Here is a 20,240-nt window from a genome sequence, read left to right as displayed (position 1 = left end):
CGATGAGCCAGGCGGCACAGAACCTGAACTGGTTGATCACCAACTTCGTGGACAACACCCCAGGTGTGTCCCACACCGTCGTCGTGTCCGCCGACGGCCTCCTTCTGGCGATGTCCGAAGGCTTCCCACGCGACCGGGCCGACCAGCTGGCGGCCGTCGCGTCCGGGCTCACCTCGCTGACGGCCGGGGCCTCCCGGATCTTCGAGGGCGGCAACGTGGCGCAGACGGTCGTCGAGATGGAACGCGGCTTTCTCTTCCTGATGTCCATCTCCGACGGCTCGTCCCTCGCGGTGCTGGCCCACCCGGAGTGCGACATCGGTCTCGTCGGCTACGAGATGGCGCTCCTGGTCGACCGCGCGGGCGCCGTGCTCACGCCCGACCTGCGTGCCGAACTGCAAGGCAGTCTGCTCCACTGACCGCCCGGATCCAACCCGCCTCACCAAATCACCGTCCGGCCGCCACAATCCCCCCACCGGCCACGTCCGACGGCTAGCCCGACCGACTTGCTGTCCCGCCCGGAGGAACGATGACCCCGCCCACCGCCTCTCATGATCCGTACGCGGAGCCGTACGGGGACGAGGGCGACCAGCCGCTGGTACGTCCTTACGCGATGACCGGCGGCCGGACCCGGCCGCGCTACCAGCTCGCCATCGAGGCGCTGATCAGCACGACGGCCGACCCGGCAGCGCTCATGGGGCTGCTCCCGGAGCACCAGCGCATCTGCCACCTGTGCCGCGAGGTGAAGTCGGTGGCCGAGGTCTCGGCGCTGCTCGCCATGCCGCTCGGCGTGGCCCGGATCCTGGTGGCCGACCTCGCCGAGGCCGGCCTGGTCGCCATCCACCAGCCGGGCGGCGACGAGAACAACGGCGGCGCACCTGACGTGACGCTGCTCGAAAGGGTGCTCAGTGGACTTCGCAAGCTCTGACGGAGGTCGGGCCACCACCTCCGCGAAGATCGTGGTGGCGGGCGGCTTCGGCGTCGGCAAGACCACGTTCGTGGGAGCGGTCTCCGAGATCAACCCGCTGCGTACGGAGGCCGTGATGACGTCCGCCTCGGCGGGCATCGACGACCTGACGCACACCGGGGACAAGACCACCACCACGGTGGCCATGGACTTCGGCCGTATCACGCTCGACCAGGACCTGATCCTGTACCTGTTCGGCACACCCGGTCAGGACCGCTTCTGGTTCATGTGGGACGACCTGGTGCGCGGTGCGATCGGCGCGGTGGTGCTCGTGGACACCCGGCGTCTGGCCGACTGCTTTCCGGCCGTGGACTACTTCGAGAACAGCGGTCTGCCGTTCGTCATAGCCCTCAACGGCTTCGACGGACACCAGCCCTACACACCCGAAGAGGTGCGTGAGGCACTGCAGATCGGACCGGACGCGCCGATCATCACGACCGACGCCCGGCACCGCGCCGATGCGAAGAGCGCGCTGATCACGCTGGTGGAGCACGCCCTCATGGCGCGTCTGCGGTAGCCGCGGCGCCGTACCCAAGTCCGACGTCATGTACGGCAGTTGCCGTAAGGAAACCGGAGCCGACTGTGGCCTTTGACACGGTCGGCTCCGCTGTTCATAACGTTTCGGCAGAGGAATCCAGTGGTATCGCCACGCGTCGCGGTCGCGCGGTGCCGCTGCGCTCACAATGGCCCCGCCTTTTGGCGGGGCTCGCTCTTTATGACCGTTTTATCTGGGGCTTACATCCGTGCGCTCTGCCCCGATGGACTGTTTGGAAGTGCACCGGCCCCCGTGCTGGAATGCCTGAACTGCCCATTAGTCAAAGACGTACTGAGTAGTGGTCTGAGACACACCGGGCTCTGAGAGACTGCGGCACGACGACAGGTGCCCGCCGCCGAGAGGTTGTTGGTCGAGTGAGGCGAAGCAAGAACGGTCCCGAGCCGTCGGCACGGGGCAACTTCACCCCGCCGCCGCGCGCTGCGGCGCCCACCCCTGTGCCAGCCGCGGAACCACCGGCCGCATCCGCGAAGAGCGGCGGCCGTTTCTCCCCGCGGAACTGGCGAGTGCCGACCAGGCTGAACGCGATCCTGCTCATACCCGTGGCCGTCGGCCTGGTGATGGGCGGCTTCCAGGTGAAGAGCTCCATCGACACCTGGCAGGACGCCCGCGACGCGGAGAACACCGCGCGCCTGGTCCGTGCGGCCCTGACCTACGGCGACGCCCTCTACAACGAGCGTGACACCAGCGCGGCGCCCCTGCTCCTGAACAAGGACAAGGCCACCGTCACGGCGGCGCGCTCGGCGACCGACAAGGCCGCCGACGCCTTCGACGCGGCTGTACAGAACATGCCGCAGAAGCCGGGCCTGGAACGCCGTCTGAAGCTGTTCCGCGAGGCCGAGCCGCAGCTCACGAACCTGCGCGCGGCCGCGTACACCACCAAGCTCAGCGGCGTGAAGACCGAAGAGGGCTACACCCAGATAGCCCACCCGCTGATGGAGTTCGCCAACGAGCTCGGTCTGGGCACCGGAAACATCACTTCCTACGGCCGTACCGTCTACGCCATCTCGCTCACCAAGGCGGCCCTGTCGCTGGAGCGGTCGATCGGCATGCACCTGCTGGTCAAGCCCGGCCCGGACGCCGGCAACCTGGCCACCCAGCGGGTCGCCCTCTCCTCCTACGCCTACCTCGAAGGCATCGCCGTGGAGGAGTACGTCGGCGGTGGTACCGAGGCCGACGCGCAGAAGCTGACCGACCTCGAGAAGAAGATCAAGACCGACGGCGCGGCGCTGGTCCAGCAGGCCAAGGCCAAGGACCCGAACTACGTGGCCCCGCCGTCCGGCTCCAACACGATGGTCTCGGCGCTGGCGACCCTGCAGAACACCGACGCCTCCACCCGGCAGGCGCTGGCCACCCAGGGCATCACCGCCGACAACTGGTGGACGGTCAACACCCTCAAGTACAACGCCTACCGCACGATCGAGTCGGACATGGCCGACAAGGCGGTGAGCGAGGCCTCCGACATCGCCGACAACGCGAAGACGGACGCCTTCATCACCGGTGCCGCGGTCATGGTCGCGCTGCTCGCCGCGTTCATCCTGGCCGGCATGGTGGCCCGCCAGATGTCCCGCTCGATGCGCCAGCTGCGCAACGCCGCCTTCGGCATCGCCGAGCAGCGCCTGCCGATGCTGGTCGACCAGCTCTCCCGCACCGACCCGGGCCGGGTCGACACCCGGGTGGCACCGATCCCGATCACCTCGACCGACGAGATCGGCGAAGTCGCCCGCGCCTTCGACCAGGTCCACCGCGAGGCCGTGCGGCTCGCCGCCGAGCAGGCCCTGCTGCGGGGCAACATCAACGCGATCTTCACCAACCTCTCGCGCCGCAACCAGTCGCTGATCGAGGGCCAGCTGACCCTGATCACCGACCTGGAGAACAACGAGGCCGACCCGGACCAGCTGGAGAACCTCTTCAAGCTGGACCACCTCGCGACCCGTATGCGCCGCAACGGCGAGAACCTCCTGGTCCTCGCCGGCGAGGAGCCCGGCCGCCGCTGGGACCAGCCGGTCCCGCTGGTCGACGTCCTGCGCGCCGCCTCGTCCGAGGTGGAGCAGTACGAGCGCATCGAGCTCTCCGGCGTCCCGGAGGCCGAGATCCACGGCCGCGCGGTCACCGACCTCGTGCACCTGCTCGCCGAGCTCCTGGAGAACGCCACCACGTTCTCCTCTCCGCAGACCAAGGTCCGTGTCACCGCGACCCGTCTCCCCGACGGCCGCATCATGATCGAGATCCACGACAAGGGCATCGGCCTCACCGCCGAGGACTTCGCGGACATCAACCACAAGCTGGCCAACCCGCCGACCGTGGACGCCGCGATATCCCAGCGCATGGGCCTCTTCGTGGTCGGCCGCCTCTCCGACCGGCACGGCATCCGGGTCCAGCTGCGCCCCTCCGGCGAGCAGGCCGGCACCACCTCGCTGGTCATGCTGCCGGACGCGATCACGCACGGCGGTGGCGGCGAACAGCCTCTGGAGCGGGACGAGTTCACGGTCTCGCAGATCATCCCGGAGCAGCAGTTCCAGGCCGAGAACTTCAACCAGCCGCAGCTCCAGCCGATGCGTACGGCGGCCGAGCTCGGCTTCGACGACAGCCGCTACATCGAGGTCCCCGACGACATCCGCGACCTCGACCCCGTGGGCCGCTCGCTGATGCGCGAGGAGCGCCGTGCGGCCCTGGAGGCCCAGGCGCAGCCCCCGCAGGCCGCACAGGCCCCGCAGGCGCCCCAGGAGACGGCCGAGATCCCGGCGTACACCGACGAGTTCGACAGCGGCCGGCAGGGCTACGACGCGAACGGTACGGGCTTCCAGGAGCCGCCCACGGGCTACGACGGGCAGCCGGCGTACCAGGAGCAGCCACAGGGCACGTACGACGAGCAGTACTACGCGCCGAACGGCGGCCTGCCGCAGAACGACTCGTTCTCCCCCGACGCGTTCTCCGTCAACGGCGGCTACCCGGAACCCGCATATCCGGAGCAGGCCCAGGAGGAGCCCGCGGCCGCGCAGGCCGCCGCCGCGGAGGCCTTCCCGGCCTTCGGCGAGCAGCCCTACCAGGACGACTGGCCGCAGCAGGACGCTTACACGAACGGCTACCCGGCCCAGTACGCTCCGGAAGCGGAATCGGTGCAGGCCGGTGACGTGGACGAGCGGAACCACGTAGGCTTCGACCGTCCGGGAACGGCCCCCTCCAACGGCCACCAGCTGACCGACGCCGGACTGCCCCGCCGGGGCTCCGTCGGCGGCGGCACGGGCGGCCCGAACGGCGTGGGTCCCATGCAGCAGGCTCCGGCACCGGCGGCCTCGGCTCCCGAGCCGGCCGGCGACAACTCCTGGCGTTCGCAGAACGACGAGCGCTGGCAGCAGGCCTCGGCGCTGCGCAAGCCCAAGGCGGGCGGGGTCACCTCCTCCGGCCTGCCGAGGCGGGTACCCAAGGCCAACCTGGTCGAGGGAGCCGCCGCGAGCACCCCCCAGGGAGGCCCACAGGTCTCCCGCGCCCCGGAGGACGTCCGGGGCAGGCTGAGCAACCTGCGTCGAGGCGTCCAGCGCGGACGCAACGCGGGCAGTGAAACGAACGGCCAGGGCTTCGGTCCTGACAGCACCTACAACCAGGAGCGTTAGTGTGAGCCCGATGAGCCAGGCGGCACAGAACCTGAACTGGTTGATCACCAACTTCGTGGACAACACCCCGGGGGTGTCCCACACGGTGGTGGTCTCCGCCGACGGACTCCTTCTGGCAATGTCCGAAGGCTTCCCCCGCGACCGCGCCGACCAGCTCGCGGCCGTCGCCTCCGGTCTGACGTCTCTGACGGCAGGCGCGTCCCGGATCTTCGAGGGCGGCAGCGTGAACCAGACGGTTGTGGAGATGGAGCGGGGATTCCTCTTCATCATGTCCGTTTCCGATGGTTCCTCGCTCGCGGTCCTCGCCCACCCGGAGGCCGACATCGGCCTGATTGGGTACGAGATGGCCCTTTTGGTGGACCGTGCGGGCACGGTTCTTACCCCGGATCTGCGTGCGGAACTCCAGGGAAGCCTTCTCAACTAATAGTCAGACGGTGCGTTTTCGCGTCCCGGGGCCGTAAGGTTTCGGGACGCGGCTCCACAAGGTTGGGTGCCCGGCACGGTCGGAGGAGGAGAGAAAGTGGCAACACCCCCAGGCGGTTCTAATAACGGCAACTGGTCGTACGGGCCTGCGCAGGGCCAGGGCGACGGTGCCGGGAACCGGTACAACTTCCCCTCCACGCCGAGCCACCGGCAGCCGTACGCCCCGCAGGGCCCCGGTCCCTCGCCGTACGACCAGCCGCCGGCGCCGCGTATCCAGCCGGTGCAGCCGCAGCGCCGCCCCGAGCCGGCGCCGGCCTCGGGGTCCAGCAACCCCCTGGTGCGTCCGTACGCCATGACCGGCGGCCGGACCCGCCCGCGGTACCAGCTCGCCATCGAGGCGCTGGTGCACACCACCGCGCAGCCGCACCAGATGCAGGGCCAGCTGCCCGAGCATCAGCGGATCTGCAACCTCTGCCGGGAGATCAAGTCGGTGGCCGAGGTCTCGGCCCTGCTGTCGATCCCTCTCGGCGTGGCCAGGATCCTCGTCGCCGACTTGGCGGAGGCGGGCCTGGTCGCCATCCATCAGCCCGGCGGCGACGAGAACGCCGGTGGCCAGCCAGACGTGACACTGCTCGAAAGGGTGCTCAGTGGACTTCGCAAGCTCTAGCGGCGGTCCTTCCCGCTCCACCACCTCCGCGAAGATCGTGGTGGCGGGCGGCTTCGGCGTGGGCAAGACCACGTTCGTCGGCGCCGTCTCGGAGATCAACCCGCTGCGCACAGAGGCCGTGATGACGTCCGCGTCTGCCGGCATCGACGACCTCACCCACACCGGGGACAAGACGACCACGACGGTCGCCATGGACTTCGGCCGCATCACCCTGGACCAGGACCTGATCCTGTACCTGTTCGGCACCCCGGGTCAGGACCGCTTCTGGTTCATGTGGGACGACCTGGTGCGCGGCGCCATCGGCGCGATCGTCCTGGTCGACACCCGGCGCCTCGCCGACTGCTTCCCCGCGGTCGACTACTTCGAGAACTCGGGCCTGCCGTTCGTCATCGCCCTCAACGGCTTCGACGGCAACCAGCCGTACAACCCGGAAGAGGTCCGCGAGGCGCTGCAGATCGGGCCGGACACGCCGATCATCACGACGGACGCGAGGCACCGTGCCGATGCGAAGTCGGCGCTGATCACTCTCGTGGAGCACGCTCTGATGGCTCGGCTTCGGTAGGTTCGGCCACTGGGCTGCCGCGGCGGGTCGTATGCCGACCGCGGGTGGACCGTGGTTGATCGCGCAGTTCCCCGCGCCCCTTACGGGGCGCTTCGGGGCCCCTTCTCGGAAGGGGCCCTCGGTGTTTTCAGGAGCAGCTCGCCGTCACCATGTCGGCGACCACTCCGCGGCCTCTCGTGGGGCCCGTATTGGTCAGGGTCAGGTCGATGGTGCCGGTGTGGAAGGGGAAGCTGCGGGTGGTGTACCAGCCGCCCGCGTCGTAGGTGTGCTGGTCGACGGTGAAGGCGTACCTGTAGTCGGCCTGCCCCTCGACGGTGCTGTCCACGTCGTAGACCTTGTAGTGGGCCGCGGTGGCCCAGGTCCCCGTCGCCACGTGGATGCGGAAGCTGCACGCGTCGACCTTGGTGCCGGGGGTGAAGACCCAGTCGGCGTTGGCGTTCCAGCCGTCGTCGTGGTCGTCGTAGAGGTTGATGTACCGGGCGGCGCCGCAGCCGTCGAGATAGGCGCCGCCCGTGGTCTCCTTCCACGCTCCGTCCTTGGCGTTGAAGCTGGTCCTCGCCGCGTCGGCGGAGGCGCAGTCGGTGCCCGCGTAGCCGGTCCAGGTGACCTTCGGGGTCTGGCCGGCGCCGCCGGGGGCGCTCGGGGAGGGCGCCGGTGTCCGGGTAGCGGCGGCGCCCTGGCCCGAGGGGGCGGCCCCGGAGGCCGAGCGGCCGGGAGTGGCCGAGTGCCGGACACCGGGAGACGGGGTGCCGGACGGGCTCACGGCGGCCGTCACCGGGGCCGAGACCGAAGCCGTGGGAGCGCCGGTGTCCGGTGGGGTGAGAGTGAGCTTGGAGGTCCCGGAGCGGCCGACGGTCAGGGCCACGGCGACGGCGATGCCCGTGGCGAGGACGAGCGGTACGGCGGTGAGCCGGACGCGGACCACGGTACGGCGGGTGGCAGCCCTGGCGAGGGTGCCGTCGACCTCCTTGCGCCGGGCGGCCAGCCGGGAGGCGGCGGCCGTGGGCAGCCAGGCCAGCTCGTCCGGACGGTCCGCCCCGCACAGCGCGATGATCTCCTCGGGCGTCGGGCGGCGTCCGGGATCCTTGTCCAGGCAGCGCCCGACGAGCTGCCGCAGCCGGTCGTCCCCGCAGTCGAGGGCGGCGGGGTCGGGATCGGCGTGCGCGATGCGGTACAGCACCTCACCGCTGGTGCCGTCGCCGAACGGCGGGACCCCGGTGGCCGCGTAGGCGAGCACACAGCCCAGGGCGAAGACGTCCGAGGCCGCGGTGACCTCCCGCCCGTCGGCCTGCTCGGGCGCCATGAACGGCACCGTGCCCACGCGGACCCCGGGCCGGGTCAGCCGGGCGGCGTCCGCGGCACGGGCCACCCCGAAGTCGACGACCTTGGGGCCGTCGTCGTCCAGGACGACGTTGCCGGGTGTCAGGTCGCGGTGCAGTACGCCTGCGTCGTGGATGGCGGCCAGGGCCTCGGCGATGCCTGCGGCCAGGCCCAGCACGACCGCGGCGGGCAGGGGGCCCGCGGACTCCACGGCCTCCGCCACGGTCGGGCCGGGCAGGTACTCGGTGGCCAGCCAGGGCCGTTCGGCCGCGGTGTCGGCCTCCAGCACGGCAGCGGTGTACGGTCCCGACACCCGGCGGGCCGCCGCCACCTCCGCGGCGAACCGCTCCCGAAAGTGCGGGTCCTCGGCGAGGTCCGCCCGCACCACCTTCACGGCGACCGGCCGCCCGGCCCGGGACACCCCCAGATACACCACCCCCATCGAACCGGCCCCCAGCCGCCCCAGCAGCCGGTACGGACCGGCCTTCACGGGGTCGGAGGGGGAGAGGGGGGCCATGGGCGGATCAGACGCGGGGAGTGGTGCCGAGTCCTCCGGTCGGGCTCCCTCGGGGTCCGCCGTGCCGGTGTCCGTCGTCCCGGCGTCCGTCGCTGCGGTGTCCGTCGTCCCGGCGTCTGTCGCTGCGGTGCCCGTCAGGAGCGCCGGGTCGTGGCGGCGCAGCCGCACATCCAGTTCCCGCCAGCGCTCCTGCCAGCGCCGCACGTCACCGCCGCAGGCGGTCACGAACGCCGCGGTGACCTCCCACGAGGGCAGCCTGCGTCCGGACGCGGCGTCCGACAGGGCGGAGGACGAGTAACGGGCGCGGGCGGCCAGTTCCCGGTAGGTGGGCGAGCCGGGCGCCTGCGCCCGCAGCTCCCGCAGTCCCTCGGCGAAGTCCTTCAGGGGACCGTCCGGAACCGGAGCTTCCCGTCTGCCCATCGCTCCGCCCCTCAGCCCCACGGGTACCACCGCCCGGTCATATTAGTGCTCGACCGGTGTCGTAGCCGTCGTGATCCGGCCATGACGAGCGGTCAGCCGCCGGTACCGGCGGTCGCGGCGACCTGATGCAGGACGGCGCGGTTGGCGTCGGTGATGTCGCTGGTGAACACGAGGATGAGGACGGGGTGTTCGGCCACGGCGGCCCGCAGGTCGGCGGCCAGGTCGTCGCCGGTGTCGCCGGTGGCGCCGCGCATCTCGGCGATGACGGGGGTCCGGCCCCACGGCGCGGACAGGGTGCGGCCCGGGACGACGCCGTTGTCCTGGAGCCAGATGCCCTTGGCCACCGCGTAGTCGACGATCCTGCTCTCGTCGTATCCGTCGGTGCCCCCGATGAACGTCCTGTCCGGCATCAGGGCCAGCGGGGTGCGGTGGAAGACGTTCGTGTAGGTGGCGATGGTGTGCTGGGCGTACCCCCACCACAGTTCGTCGGTGTAGCCGATGGACTGCCACAGCGGGAGCAGGTCCGGGTTCTTCTCGCTGTCCGCCTTGCTCTCCCCGCCGACGCCGATGGAGATGTCCACGGCGGAGACGGCGGCGTTGCCGTCGTAGCGGGCGGCGAAGGCGGCCAGAAACGTGTCCAGGTCGCTCTCGAAGGTCTGGTTCCAGTACTCCGGCATGACCGCGCCGTCCTGCTCGGTCACCGACTTCACGCCCTGGGCGTAGACCCAGGCAGGCGTGCCGTGCGCGGAGTCCGCGGCGGTGTCCCACTTCGCCCAGCCGGCCGCGGAGACCCGCAGGACGACCTTCTTGCCCGCGGCCACCCAGGGCTTCATGTCCTGGTCGATGAGGTTCCAGCAGTACTGGCCCTGCTGCGGCTCCAGTTGGGCCCAGTAGTAGACCAGCGACCGCCCGGCCACGTCCGGGTCGGTGGCGAGGTCGGAGGTGTTGCCGCCGCTGAAGGCGTAGACGCCGCGGAAGGAGGGGGCGGCCGTGGGCGTAACGGACGGGGGGACTGAGGGGGTTGCGGAGGCGGGGGCAGAGGCGGAGGGCGTGGTGGAGGCGGCGTCGGAGGGTGTGGCCGGTTCGATGTCCGGGCTGGTCAGAGGGCTGGCCGAGGGTGTCCCCGCCGTCGGCGCCGACGATGCGCCGCAGGCCGCCGAGACCGTGCCGGAGCCGGAGCCGGAGGCGGAACCGGCGGACGGGCTCGCGGGGCCGGCGGACGGTGTCGGCGAGTCGGCGGACGGGATCGCTGAGGCGGCCGTGTCGGCGATCCGGGCCGCCTGCGGGGCGCCTGCGGGTTCCGGCAGCGCGTAGAGCGCCGCTCCGGTCAGGACCGCCGCCAGGGCTCCGGCGCCGTACGTGACGGCCCTGCGGAAGGCGGGCGGCAGATGCGAGCTCTGCATGAGGGCCTCTCTTCGTCTCGGTTTCCTGCCTCCAGTCCACGCATGAGCTCGCCGCTCAACCAGCTTTGTTTGTTGACCAGTTGACTTTGAACACGGGCTGCCGGGCCGGGTCCCGTTCGCCGCCAATCGGTCAACAAAAACTGCTGGTGCGTCAATTCGGCGAGCCGTCAAGTGGAGTCATCGCCCCCCTTCCCCCCGCCCTCCGGGAGCCTCGCCATGACCACCGCCCGTCTGACCCGCGTCCCCGTCCTCGCCGTCCTGCTGGCCCTCGTCCTCTCCCTGACCGGCGCCTCCACCACCGCGTACGGCACCGCCACGCGGAGCGCACACGGCACGCACGCGCCGACCGCCGCCCATGGCGCCGCCGGACATGGCGCCGCCGGACATGGCGCCGCCGGACATGCACCACGTCCTCCCGCGCAACGGCACTCCCCCACCCGACGCACCGCCCGCACCGTCCTGTTGCGCCCCGGAGACACCCTCTGGGGCGTGGCCCACCGGTACGGCACCACGGTCGCCGCCCTGCAGCGGGCCAACCATCTGGGCACCTCCACCCTGATCCGGGCCGGCGACCGCCTGACGCTCCCCGCGGCGGGAGCCGACAGCAGCCACCGCCCGAAGCCGCACACCAACCCGGCCCCGGCCCCGGCAGGCAGCCTCGCAGTGGCGTTCGCCCGCGGCCGGCTCGGCGTCCCGTACCGCTGGGGCGGCACCGGGGCCGGCGGTTACGACTGCTCGGGGCTGGTCCAGGCCGCCTGGGCGGAGGCCGGTGTCCGGCTGCCGCGCACGGCCGCAGCCCAGGCCCGCACCGGCTCCCGCACGAGCCGGGCCCGGCTCCGGCCCGGAGACCTGGTCTTCACCTCCTCCTTCGGCCACGTCCAGCTGTACGCGGGCGACGGCCGGGTCATCGAGGCCGCGCACACCGGCACCCGGGTCCGGTACGCGCCCCTGCCGGCCGCGGCCACCGTCGACGCGTACGTCCGCGTCCACGCTCCGGCCGGCACGCCGGCCGCCCGCACCACCGCGCGACCGGCCGCCGCCACGGCACCCACGGGCGGCTCCGCCCGCCGCGCCGCGGCCGCCGTCTTCGGCGGCCAGTACGGCTGCGCCGCCGAGATCATCACCCGCGAGTCCGGCTGGCGTACCACCGCCGCCAATCCCACGTCCGGCGCCTACGGCCTCGCGCAGGCCGTGCCCGGTTCGAAGATGGCCCGCTACGGCGGTGACTGGCGCACGGATCCCACCACCCAGCTGCGCTGGATGCGCTCCTACGTCACCGCCCGCTACGGCAGCGCCTGCGCCGCCTGGGCCTTCTGGCAGACCCACCACTGGTACTGACACCCCAAGGAGAAACCGTGTTCGACTTCCTGTCCCGGCGCCCGTCCTTCCTGTCCAGGCGCCCCTCCCTGCGCGTCACCGCCGCCCTTCTCACCGCCACCGCGATCGCCGGCACCGGCTTCGGCCTCAGGGCTTCCGGCGCCCTGCCCGAGCTCGCCGGCCACCGCGCCGCCCAGACGAAGATCAGCTCCGTCGCCGACGCCGTCGTCTGCCAGCCGGGCACCGGCACCGGCACGGTCGTGAACCCCGGCACCGGCACCGTCGGTCTCGGCGGCACCGGGTCGGTCAACTGCCCCGGAGGGTCCGGGACTTCCGGCGGTGCGCAGATCGGCGGCTACACCGCGGAACAGTGCTGGCTGGCGACCACGAGCGAGGAGGCGTTCAAGGAGTTCATGAAGAACTGGATCAGCAACAACGCCCAGCGCTGGGCGACGGAGCTGCAGAACCAGGGCGTGAGCCCCGCGCCCGCCCCCACCGACCAGCGCGTGGACGACGCCTTCAGCAGGATGGAGCAGTCGTTCTACGACTCGACGAGCGCTTTCGCCCAGGCGCTCAGCAGCGCTGCCCAGAGCGACAACGAACGGGTCTCTGACTGCAGCGCCAGTGACGACGGGCTGGAGCCCAACTGGATGGACGAGGCGTTCGGCCAGGCAGTGGACCTGCAGAACGAGACACCGTGGTGGCTGGAGCAGGCGGAACAGGCCCTGGTGCAGGCGGTCGCCCAGACCGCCTGCGACAACGGCGGCGGCAACTGCTGACGCCAGGGACCTGACGGCCGCACACGCCGTCGGCCCCGCCGCCCTTTCGGGCGGCGGGGCCGACGGTCGTCGTACCGACTGCTGGGGCTTCAGTGCCAGCTGTGCGGGGCGCGGAAGCCGTTCTCGCGGTCCAGGCGGCGCCAGCCCGCCTTGGCGCGGCCGCGGTGGGTCTGCTCGGTGTCGGCGGTCGGCCGGGCGGCCGCGCGGGCCAGGAGGACCGCCGTTATGGCGGCGACTTCCTCCGGGTCGGCGTTGCCCTTCTCGACGCGGATGTCAGGCACGTTCATGGGCGTCAGTCTCCGTGAGAGAGGTTTCCGCAGGATTACTGCGGGGGGTTGCCGTGCTTACGGGACGGCAGGTCGGCGTGCTTGGTGTGCAGCATCGCCAGCGACTTGGCGAGCACCTCGCGGGTCTCGGCCGGGTCGATGACGTCGTCGACCAGGCCGCGCTCGGCCGCGTAGTAGGGGTGCATGAGCTCGGCCTTGTACTCCTTGACCATCTTCTGCCGCATGGCCTCGGGGTCCTCGGCGGAGGCGATCTGCCGGCGGAAGATCACGTTGGCCGCACCCTCGGCGCCCATGACCGCGATCTCGTTCGTCGGCCAGGCGTACGTCAGGTCGGCACCGATCGACTGGGAGTCCATGACGATGTAGGCACCTCCGTACGCCTTGCGCAGGATCAGGGAGATCCGGGGCACGGTCGCGTTGCAGTAGGCGTAGAGGAGCTTCGCGCCGTGGCGGATGATCCCGCCGTGCTCCTGGTCCACACCGGGGAGGAAGCCCGGTACGTCCAGGAATGTGACGATCGGAACATTGAAAGCGTCACACATCTGAACAAAGCGCGCAGCTTTTTCACTCGCCTCGATGTCCAGGACGCCCGCGAGGACCTGCGGTTGGTTGGCGATGATGCCGACCACCTGGCCGTCGATCCGGGCCAGCGCGCAGATGATGTTCCGCGCCCAGCGCTCGTGGACCTCCAGGTACTCGCCGTCGTCGACGATCTCCTCGATGACCTTGGCCATGTCGTACGGCCGGTTGCCGTCGGCCGGGACGAGGTCGAGGAGGGCGTCGCTGCGGCGGTCGACGGGGTCCGTGGACTCGACGCGCGGCGGGTTCTCACGGTTGTTCTGCGGGAGGAGCGAGAGGAGGTAGCGGACCTCCGCGATGCAGGTCTCCTCGTCGTCGTACGCGAAGTGGCAGACGCCGGAGGTCTCCGCGTGGACGTCGGCGCCGCCGAGCCCGTTCTGGGTGATCTCCTCGCCGGTGACCGCCTTGACGACGTCCGGGCCGGTGATGAACATCTGCGAGGTCTCGCGGACCATGAAGACGAAGTCGGTGAGGGCGGGCGAGTAGGCCGCGCCGCCCGCGCACGGTCCGAGCATCACGCTGATCTGCGGGATGACGCCGGAGGCCTTGGTGTTGCGCTGGAAGATGCCGCCGTAGCCGGCGAGGGCGGAGACGCCCTCCTGGATACGGGCGCCGGCGCCGTCGTTCAGCGAGACCAGCGGGGCGCCGGCCGCGATGGCCATGTCCATGATCTTGTGGATCTTGGTGGCGTGGGCCTCGCCCAGCGCGCCGCCGAAGATCCGGAAGTCATGGGCGTAGACGAAGACCGTACGGCCCTCGACCGTGCCCCAGCCGGTGATGACACCGTCGGTGTACGGCTTCTTGGCCTCCAGGCCGAAGCCGACCGCGCGGTGCCGGCGCAGCTGCTCGACCTCCTGGAAGGAACCCGGGTCCAGGAGCAGCTCGATGCGCTCCCGGGCCGTCAGCTTGCCCTTGGCGCGCTGCGCCTCGGTCGCCTTCTCGCTGGGGCCCGCCACCGCGGCCGCACGGATCTCGTGCAGCTCGGCGACCCGCCCGCGCGCGTCCGTCGGTTCACCGGTGGGCTCGCCCGTCGTCTCTTCCAAAACGGTCATGTAGCGACCTTACGAAGGACACCAAGGAATGCGAGACGTCGACTCCGTACAGTCTCCGACGCGTTTTCCTGGAACCACTGAACAGAACCAGAACCGCATGCAGCCGTTCCGACTGCTCAGGGGGCTTCGCCGTTGTAGGGGTGCCACAAACGCGGAGCTGAGATGCGCCTCACATTCACCGGCGGTCCATACCACCCGCGGAGTAACACTGACCTCCGGACGGCGGTTCACCCACACAGAGCCTAGCGCCCCCCAGCGGGTCCCGTCGCGACAACGAGCCACGCGACGTTACGGTGAGTAATGACCGCGACACACGGGTCGATGATGTTGAACGTTGAAGGGAATGGGTCTACGGTGTCTTTCGTTGAGTTCGTTGAACGTTAAACATCAAGGTCGCGCCTTCCTCAGACAACCGCTTCGAAGTCGCGACCCGTCCCCTCAAGGAGCACCTCATGGGCATCTTCGGCCGCAAGAACGACGAGACCACCGCCGCCGGCACGAGCGCCGACACGGCCGCGCTGACCGGCGATTACACGATCGACCCGGCGCACAGCACCCTCGGCTTCGTGGCCCGCCACGCGATGGTCACCAACGTCAAGGGCAGCTTCCAGGAGTTCGAGGGCACGCTGCACCTGGACGGCACGGACCCGTCCAAGTCCACGGCCTCCCTCGACATCAAGATGGACAGCATCACCACCGGCAGCCCCGACCGCGACGGTCACCTGAAGTCGGCCGACTTCTTCAAGATCGACGAGTTCCCGACGATGACCTTCCGCTCCACCGAGGCGGAGGCCCTCGGCGGCGAGGACTACCGCATCACCGGCGACCTCACGATCCTCGGCGTCACCCGGCCGGTCACCATCGACCTGGAGTTCAACGGCGCCGCCAAGGACCCGTTCGGCAACGAGCGTGTCGGCTTCGAGGGCAAGGCCGAGATCAAGCGCTCCGACTGGGGCGTCACCTGGAACGCGGCGCTGGAGACCGGCGGCGTCCTCGTCTCCGACAAGATCAAGCTGAACTTCGACATCTCGGCGATCAAGAACGCGTGAGCCCGCGGCGCCGGACCGCCGGCCCCGACCACGCCCGCTGAGCGCCCGCCCTCCACGTCCCCGCGCGGAGGCCGGGCGCTCGGTCATGTCCGTGGCCGGGAGGACAGCCTGGTCAGGGCGGCCGCCAGCCTGGCCGCCCGGCCCTGGGGTGTGCGGGCCGTGAGCAGCCCGAAGATCACCTGGTACCTGTCCGTCCGCCCCAGGGCGTCGAAGGCCGTCCCGGCTTCGGGGTTCCGCTCCAGCGCCGCCGCCAGGTCCTCGGGGACACGGGCTTCGCTCTGCGGCTCGTACGCCGCGTCCCACCGCCCGTCCGCCCGGGCGGCGGCCACCTCCGCGAGACCCGCGGGACGCATGCGGTCGGCGGCGGTCAGCTCCGCCACCCGGCGCACATTGACCATGGACCAGAGGCTGCCCGGCCTGCGCGGGGTGATCTTCTGCAGGAAGTACGTCGCGTCGAGTGCCTTGCGCTGCCCCGTGATCCAGCCGTGGCAGAGGGCGACGTCGTTGACCTCGGTCCAGGTGACGGAGACCAGGCCCGAGCCCTTCTTGGCGACCTTCACCCAGAGGCCGGGGTGCGGGGCGGGGTGGGCGGCGAGCCAGGCGTCCAGGCCGGCGGTGGAGGAGAAGGTCAGGGCGTGGGACGTCTCGGCGGCGTCGCGTGCGGTCATGGCGACACCGTAGGGAGGGAGTAGGTCGGGAACCGTCCTAATAGTCGACGGACGGGTACCAGTCCCCTCGCCCCTGTGGAGTCAGGTCGAGCAGGTGCCAGACGGGCGTCAGCAGGTCGATGCCGCGCTCCCGGATGTCGTCGGCCATGCGCGGATGGGCGGAGTAGGTGAGCCGGACCGTGCCGTCGCCGTCGCGGGTGAAGACGGAGACCGTGGAGTCCTGCGCGCCGTCCTCGTCCTCGCTCCCCAGGTCGTACTTGAACGTGCTGTCACCACAGCTGAGCAGCCGCAACCGGTGCCAGCCGCGGTCACGGGCGTAGCTCCGGAGGACGGCCGGGTCGGCGGCCGCGGCGATGACGAAGTCGGCGTTGCGGGCCACGTGGTGGGCGATGCCGTTGTAGCCGTCGATCCACATCGTGCACATCGGGCAGGGGCCGGTCTGCAGCTTGCCGTACATGAAGTGGTAGACGACCAGCGGCCGTTCGGGCCCGGAGAACAGCTCCTTCAACGCGACCTCGCGCACCGGGGTGTCACCCGCGTCGAGGTCGCCGGGCCCTTCGAGGAAGACGTAGTCGTCGACGGCCGGCCCCGGCGGGAGCGCCCGCCGCAGCGCCGCGACCTCCTCCCGGCGCCGCATCAGCTCGACCTCGGCCACCCGCAGCTCCTCACGGGCACCGAGATACTCCTCGGACTCCCCGTCCAGCCTGGTCTGCCGCACCATGGCGTCCTCCTGGAGTGGGGTCCCCCTCCCAGGCCCCCAAGTCTAGGCCGGTCACCGGGCTCACTCACCTTCGTAGAGCCGCGCCAGGTCGACCAGCACCGCCTCTCCCCGATCGCCCGCGGCCCGGAGGTCATCGGTGAACCCGGCTCCGCTGCAGCAGGCGAGCCGGACGGCGGACATGTCGACTCCGCGTCCGGCCAGCAGCGCGGTGACGTGACGCAGTCGCTCCAGATGCCCCAGCCCCATGACCTGATCCCCATCGGCCTCGCCCAGGGACAGGAGCACTCCGTTGTCCTGGCCGACATCGATCGGCATGCCCCCGAAAGTCCCCGCCCTGTTCGGCCAAGCCCCGGTCCAGCAAGGGGAGTTCGGGCCGGGAGATGGCAAGGTCAAAAGCGATGAGCGGCCCGGCACCACTAGGTCAACGCCGGCCGCGCCGCGCTTGGCTCGCGGCGCTTCGGTACCGGCAGCAGCCACCACGCCGACACCACCGACAGGACCGCGCCCACCGCGATGCCCTCCAGGCGGGTGGGCAGCAGGGACGCGGCGTCCTGGCCGAAGTAGCCGAGGAGGAGGGAGAGGGCACAGGTCATACCGGCCGCCCAGTAGGCGTAGCTGAGGGGGCGCAGCCAGAGAGCGACGGCGAGGGTCGCGAACATGAGGACCACCGCGGTGTGGCCGGTGGCGCCGACGGCCGCCACGCCCGCCGCCAGGAGCGTGCCCGCGCAGGCGCCGGCCAGCCGCTCGATTCCCTTGCGCAGTACATCGGTCCGGCCACGGTTGCCGCTCGCGGCGACGTAGGCCGTCAGCACGACCCAGGGCCAGTGGTCGTCGAAGAGCAGGTGACCGAGGACGAAGGCGGTGGCGATCCCGGCCGCCATCTGGAGTGCCATGCGGGTGCTGGGGCGCGGGTTGAGGCGGGAACGGCGTGAGGGCGGGTCGGGGGTCGGGTCCGGGCGCCAGGGGCCGAAGCGGTCGCCCAGGGACTGCACCAGCCAGACCGAGCCGCACACCATGGCCCCGATCAGCGCCGACCAGCCCCAGGTCACCAGTCCGCTCTGTGCCTCTGGTGGCAGCGCGGGGCCGGGGACCACGAGCAGGGCGACCAGCGGGAGGGCGATCAGTGTGCCGGCCTTGGTGGCGGCCGGGCCGTAGCGGCGGATCCAGATGGCCAGCGCCATCCCGGCCGTGTAGACGGCCGCGCCCGCCGCGTAGTGGGAGGCGAGCAGGCGGCCGACGAAGATCGAGACGGCGGCCGTCGCGGGCAGCAGCACCAGTGAGATCAGCCGTCGGCGGGTGTCGGCGGTGCGCTGGGTCGAGGCGAGGGTCAGGGTGAGGGCGACCGCGAGGACCAGCACGTCGGTGTGCAGCCCCGCCGTTCCCTCCAGTGCCAGCGCGGCTCCCCAGGAGAGCAGCACGGCCGTCATCGTCAGCCCGGCTTCGTACGCGTTGCGTATGAGTTTGACGGTCACGAGCTGAGAATACCGGGCACATCCCGCAGTTAATAGTAAGCGTTAGCGTACGATCTGCTGCCATGGACCACCTCACCGAAGCCGCCCGTATCCGTCGTGCCGTCCTCCGGTTCAACCGTCGGCTGCGGCAGGAGCGCGGGGAGGGGAGCCTCAGTCCCAATCAGCTGTCGGTGCTCGGCCATCTGTACCGGCACGGGCCGTCCACGCCCGGCGAGGTCGCGGCGGCCGAGCGGCAGCGGCCGCAGTCGCTGACCCGGGTCTTCGCGGAGCTGGAGGCGGAGGGGCTGGTCGGGCGGGCGCCGGACCCGTCGGACCGGCGGCAGTCGGTGCTGAGCCTGACCGGGGCGGGGCGGCAGGCGCTGGAGGACGACATGGCGCAGCGGGACGCCTGGCTGGCGGGGGCCCTCGGGTCGCTGAGCGAGACCGAGCGCGGGGTGCTGATGCTCGCCGCCGCCGTGATGGAGCGGCTGGGGCAGGCGGACTAGGTCAGAAACCGCCGCCGAAGTCCCCGCTGTCGCCGCCCCCGCCGCCGAAGTCCCCGCCGCCGCCCCCGAAGTCGCCGAAGTCCCCGGGGTCGAAGTCCGCGCCCGAGACGTCGCCGCCCTGGTAGCCGACGGTGTCGAAGCCGCCGAAGTCGCCGTATCCGGTGCCGTAGTCGGCCGCGTAGGCGGGGGTGGACATCCAGCCGCCCAGGGCGGTGCCGATGAGGAGGCCGGGGAGGATGCCGCCGCCGAAGTAGCCGCCCGCCCAGGGGCCGTAGGCCGGGCCCGCGTCCCAGTAGGGGCGGCGGCCGTAGTCGGTGTCGACCTCGCGGACCGCGGGATCGCGGCCGTCGGCCAGGCGGGTGGCGTCGGCCGCGCAGACCGGGACCTCGCGGGGCGCGCCGCCGGCCGGGGTCCAGGTGGCGTCGGTGACCGAGGGGCCGTGCCGGGGGTCGAAGAAGCAGGGCGGGCGGCGCTCCGGGAGCGGGCGGCCCTCGCGGCGGGCGGCCAGCTGGGCGAGCGAGAAGCGGCCGTCCTCCAGCGCCTGGGTGACCGCCCGGACGTCCTCGGGCCTGCGGGCGTCGGCCATCGCGGACTTCGCCTGGTCGTAGGCGTTCAGCGCGCGCTCGTAGTCGGCGCGCATCGCGTCGTCGGCGCGTGGCTCGGCCGGGTGGAAGTCGAGGCGGTCCAGTTCCTCGCCGAACGCGGTGATGTCCTCGTCCACGACCACCCGGAGCCGGTCCAGGGCGGCCCGCCGCTCCTTCTCGTGGCGCCGGCGGTTGCGGCGGACCAGCGCGTACGCGCCCGCCCCGCCGGCCACGACCACGGCTCCGATCGCGATCAGCGCCGTACCGGAGACGCCCGAGCCGCCCGTGCTGCCGCCGCCCCAGCCGGCGGGGGCCTTGCCGCCCATGTTGGTCAGGGCACGGTCGGTGAAGTCGGTCAGCTGGGTCTTCGCGCTCTCGCCCTGGACGCTGGTGACCAGGTTCTGGACGGCCGTCCGGGGCAGCACCGAGGAGTCGGCGCGGGCGTCGAAGCGGTCGCCGAGGCGGACGGCGTAGAGGCCGGTGATGCCGGTGGCGGTGCGCAGGTCCGTGAAGAGGTTCTTGGTGGGGTAGCCGGCGGGCAGGACGGCGACGAACAGGGGCTTGTCCGCGTCCTTGATCTGCCGGGCCAGCGCGTCGGCGTCGGCCGTGGAGAGCTGGGCGGCGGCGGCCGGGTCGACGTACACCGGGTTCTTGCGCAGGGCGTCGGCGACCGCCGAGACGCCGGTGGCCCCCCCCCCCCCGGGGGCGCGCGCCCCCCCCCCCGCGGGCCCCCCCCCCCCCCCCCCCCCCCCCCCCCCCCCCCGGACGCACCCGGTGGGCCCACCCCCCGCGGTCAAGGATACC

19 protein-coding genes and 1 pseudogene are annotated in these 20,240 nt (G+C 71.5%); 11 read left to right on the top strand and 9 right to left on the bottom strand.

All coding sequences use genetic code 11. The features are described from left to right. Positions 1–2 precede the first annotated feature (2 nt). The 7 genes from ACFY6U_RS22390 (at position 3) to ACFY6U_RS22360 (ending at position 6,783) form a co-directional block, all read left to right on the top strand. The gene (locus ACFY6U_RS22390; protein WP_030382516.1) at positions 3–416 is read left to right on the top strand and encodes a roadblock/LC7 domain-containing protein; all 414 of its coding nucleotides are present in this window, start codon (positions 3–5) and stop codon (positions 414–416) included. A 110-nt stretch (positions 417–526) separates the two neighbouring features. Next, a complete protein-coding gene (locus ACFY6U_RS22385; protein ID WP_019058642.1) occupies positions 527–925 on the top strand; it encodes a DUF742 domain-containing protein in 399 nt (132 codons plus the stop codon). Next, the gene (locus ACFY6U_RS22380) at positions 906–1,481 is read left to right on the top strand and encodes an ATP/GTP-binding protein (RefSeq protein WP_046729249.1); all 576 of its coding nucleotides are present in this window, start codon (positions 906–908) and stop codon (positions 1,479–1,481) included. Before ACFY6U_RS22385 ends, ACFY6U_RS22380 begins: the two co-directional genes overlap by 20 nt. Positions 1,482–1,873: 392 nt before the next feature. Continuing rightward, the gene (locus ACFY6U_RS22375) at positions 1,874–5,131 is read left to right on the top strand and encodes a nitrate- and nitrite sensing domain-containing protein (RefSeq protein WP_390040746.1); all 3,258 of its coding nucleotides are present in this window, start codon (positions 1,874–1,876) and stop codon (positions 5,129–5,131) included. 10 nt (positions 5,132–5,141) lie between these two features. Further along, entirely contained in the window at positions 5,142–5,555 is a 414-nt protein-coding gene (locus ACFY6U_RS22370) for a roadblock/LC7 domain-containing protein (protein ID WP_005479603.1), read from the top strand. Between the two features lie 96 nt (positions 5,556–5,651). Next, positions 5,652–6,221, top strand: a complete 570-nt coding sequence (locus ACFY6U_RS22365) for a DUF742 domain-containing protein (RefSeq protein ID WP_390040744.1) — start codon at positions 5,652–5,654, stop codon at positions 6,219–6,221. Then, positions 6,202–6,783 (top strand): ATP/GTP-binding protein, encoded by a 582-nt coding sequence (locus ACFY6U_RS22360; RefSeq protein ID WP_046729246.1) that lies wholly within the window; start codon positions 6,202–6,204, stop codon positions 6,781–6,783. Before ACFY6U_RS22365 ends, ACFY6U_RS22360 begins: the two co-directional genes overlap by 20 nt. Before the next feature lie 127 nt (positions 6,784–6,910). Here ACFY6U_RS22360 and ACFY6U_RS22355 read toward each other — a convergent pair whose 3' ends face one another. Both ACFY6U_RS22355 and ACFY6U_RS22350 read right to left on the bottom strand, forming a co-directional pair. Beyond that, positions 6,911–9,040 carry a protein kinase gene (locus ACFY6U_RS22355; protein ID WP_390040742.1) on the bottom strand — a complete coding sequence of 710 codons (2,130 nt, stop codon included), beginning with the start codon at positions 9,038–9,040 and terminating at the stop codon, positions 6,911–6,913. A 92-nt stretch (positions 9,041–9,132) separates the two neighbouring features. Further along, complete coding sequence (locus ACFY6U_RS22350) at positions 9,133–10,443, bottom strand: beta-galactosidase (RefSeq protein WP_390040740.1); 1,311 nt, start codon at positions 10,441–10,443, stop codon at positions 9,133–9,135. Positions 10,444–10,659: 216 nt separating this feature from the next. On the opposite strand from ACFY6U_RS22350, the gene ACFY6U_RS22345 reads away from it, so the two are divergent. Together ACFY6U_RS22345 and ACFY6U_RS22340 are read left to right on the top strand one after the other, a co-directional pair. Then, entirely contained in the window at positions 10,660–11,781 is a 1,122-nt protein-coding gene (locus tag ACFY6U_RS22345) for an NlpC/P60 family protein (RefSeq protein ID WP_390040738.1), read from the top strand. A 17-nt stretch (positions 11,782–11,798) separates the two neighbouring features. Further along, positions 11,799–12,539, top strand: a complete 741-nt coding sequence (locus tag ACFY6U_RS22340; protein WP_390040736.1) for a hypothetical protein — start codon at positions 11,799–11,801, stop codon at positions 12,537–12,539. A gap of 89 nt (positions 12,540–12,628) precedes the next feature. Here ACFY6U_RS22340 and ACFY6U_RS22335 read toward each other — a convergent pair whose 3' ends face one another. Both ACFY6U_RS22335 and ACFY6U_RS22330 read right to left on the bottom strand, forming a co-directional pair. Further along, positions 12,629–12,826: an acyl-CoA carboxylase subunit epsilon gene (locus ACFY6U_RS22335; protein ID WP_123973913.1), complete on the bottom strand. Its 198-nt coding sequence runs from the start codon at positions 12,824–12,826 to the stop codon at positions 12,629–12,631. Between the two features lie 35 nt (positions 12,827–12,861). Further along, positions 12,862–14,457, bottom strand: a complete 1,596-nt coding sequence (locus ACFY6U_RS22330; protein ID WP_390040734.1) for an acyl-CoA carboxylase subunit beta — start codon at positions 14,455–14,457, stop codon at positions 12,862–12,864. Between the two features lie 452 nt (positions 14,458–14,909). Between ACFY6U_RS22330 and ACFY6U_RS22325 the strand changes: the two genes are divergently transcribed. Next, a complete protein-coding gene (locus ACFY6U_RS22325) occupies positions 14,910–15,506 on the top strand; it encodes a YceI family protein (RefSeq protein WP_351497720.1) in 597 nt (198 codons plus the stop codon). An 83-nt stretch (positions 15,507–15,589) separates the two neighbouring features. Here ACFY6U_RS22325 and ACFY6U_RS22320 read toward each other — a convergent pair whose 3' ends face one another. From ACFY6U_RS22320 to ACFY6U_RS22305, 4 genes are all read right to left on the bottom strand, one after another. Further along, the gene (locus ACFY6U_RS22320; RefSeq protein WP_390040732.1) at positions 15,590–16,174 is read right to left on the bottom strand and encodes a YdeI family protein; all 585 of its coding nucleotides are present in this window, start codon (positions 16,172–16,174) and stop codon (positions 15,590–15,592) included. A gap of 37 nt (positions 16,175–16,211) precedes the next feature. After that, on the bottom strand, positions 16,212–16,895 hold the full coding sequence (locus ACFY6U_RS22315) for a DUF899 family protein (protein WP_390040730.1): 684 nt from the start codon (positions 16,893–16,895) through the stop codon (positions 16,212–16,214). 60 nt (positions 16,896–16,955) lie between these two features. Continuing rightward, positions 16,956–17,210: a hypothetical protein gene (locus tag ACFY6U_RS22310; protein WP_390040728.1), complete on the bottom strand. Its 255-nt coding sequence runs from the start codon at positions 17,208–17,210 to the stop codon at positions 16,956–16,958. 101 nt (positions 17,211–17,311) lie between these two features. Then, positions 17,312–18,367: an FUSC family protein gene (locus tag ACFY6U_RS22305; protein WP_390040726.1), complete on the bottom strand. Its 1,056-nt coding sequence runs from the start codon at positions 18,365–18,367 to the stop codon at positions 17,312–17,314. Positions 18,368–18,429: 62 nt separating this feature from the next. Between ACFY6U_RS22305 and ACFY6U_RS22300 the strand changes: the two genes are divergently transcribed. Further along, positions 18,430–18,852 carry a MarR family transcriptional regulator gene (locus ACFY6U_RS22300; RefSeq protein ID WP_351497710.1) on the top strand — a complete coding sequence of 141 codons (423 nt, stop codon included), beginning with the start codon at positions 18,430–18,432 and terminating at the stop codon, positions 18,850–18,852. 1 nt (position 18,853) lies between these two features. Here ACFY6U_RS22300 and ACFY6U_RS22295 read toward each other — a convergent pair. Next, positions 18,854–20,122, bottom strand: a pseudogene (locus ACFY6U_RS22295) (hypothetical protein); the annotation flags it as partial. Between the last annotated feature and the right edge of the window lie 118 nt (positions 20,123–20,240).

The sequence above is a fragment of the Streptomyces sp. NPDC013157 genome, from assembly GCF_042899865.1.
Taxonomy (GTDB): Bacteria; Actinomycetota; Actinomycetes; order Streptomycetales; family Streptomycetaceae; genus Streptomyces.
Note: the sequence above shows the minus strand (reverse complement) of the source record. Positions and strands in the feature narration are given on the sequence as shown.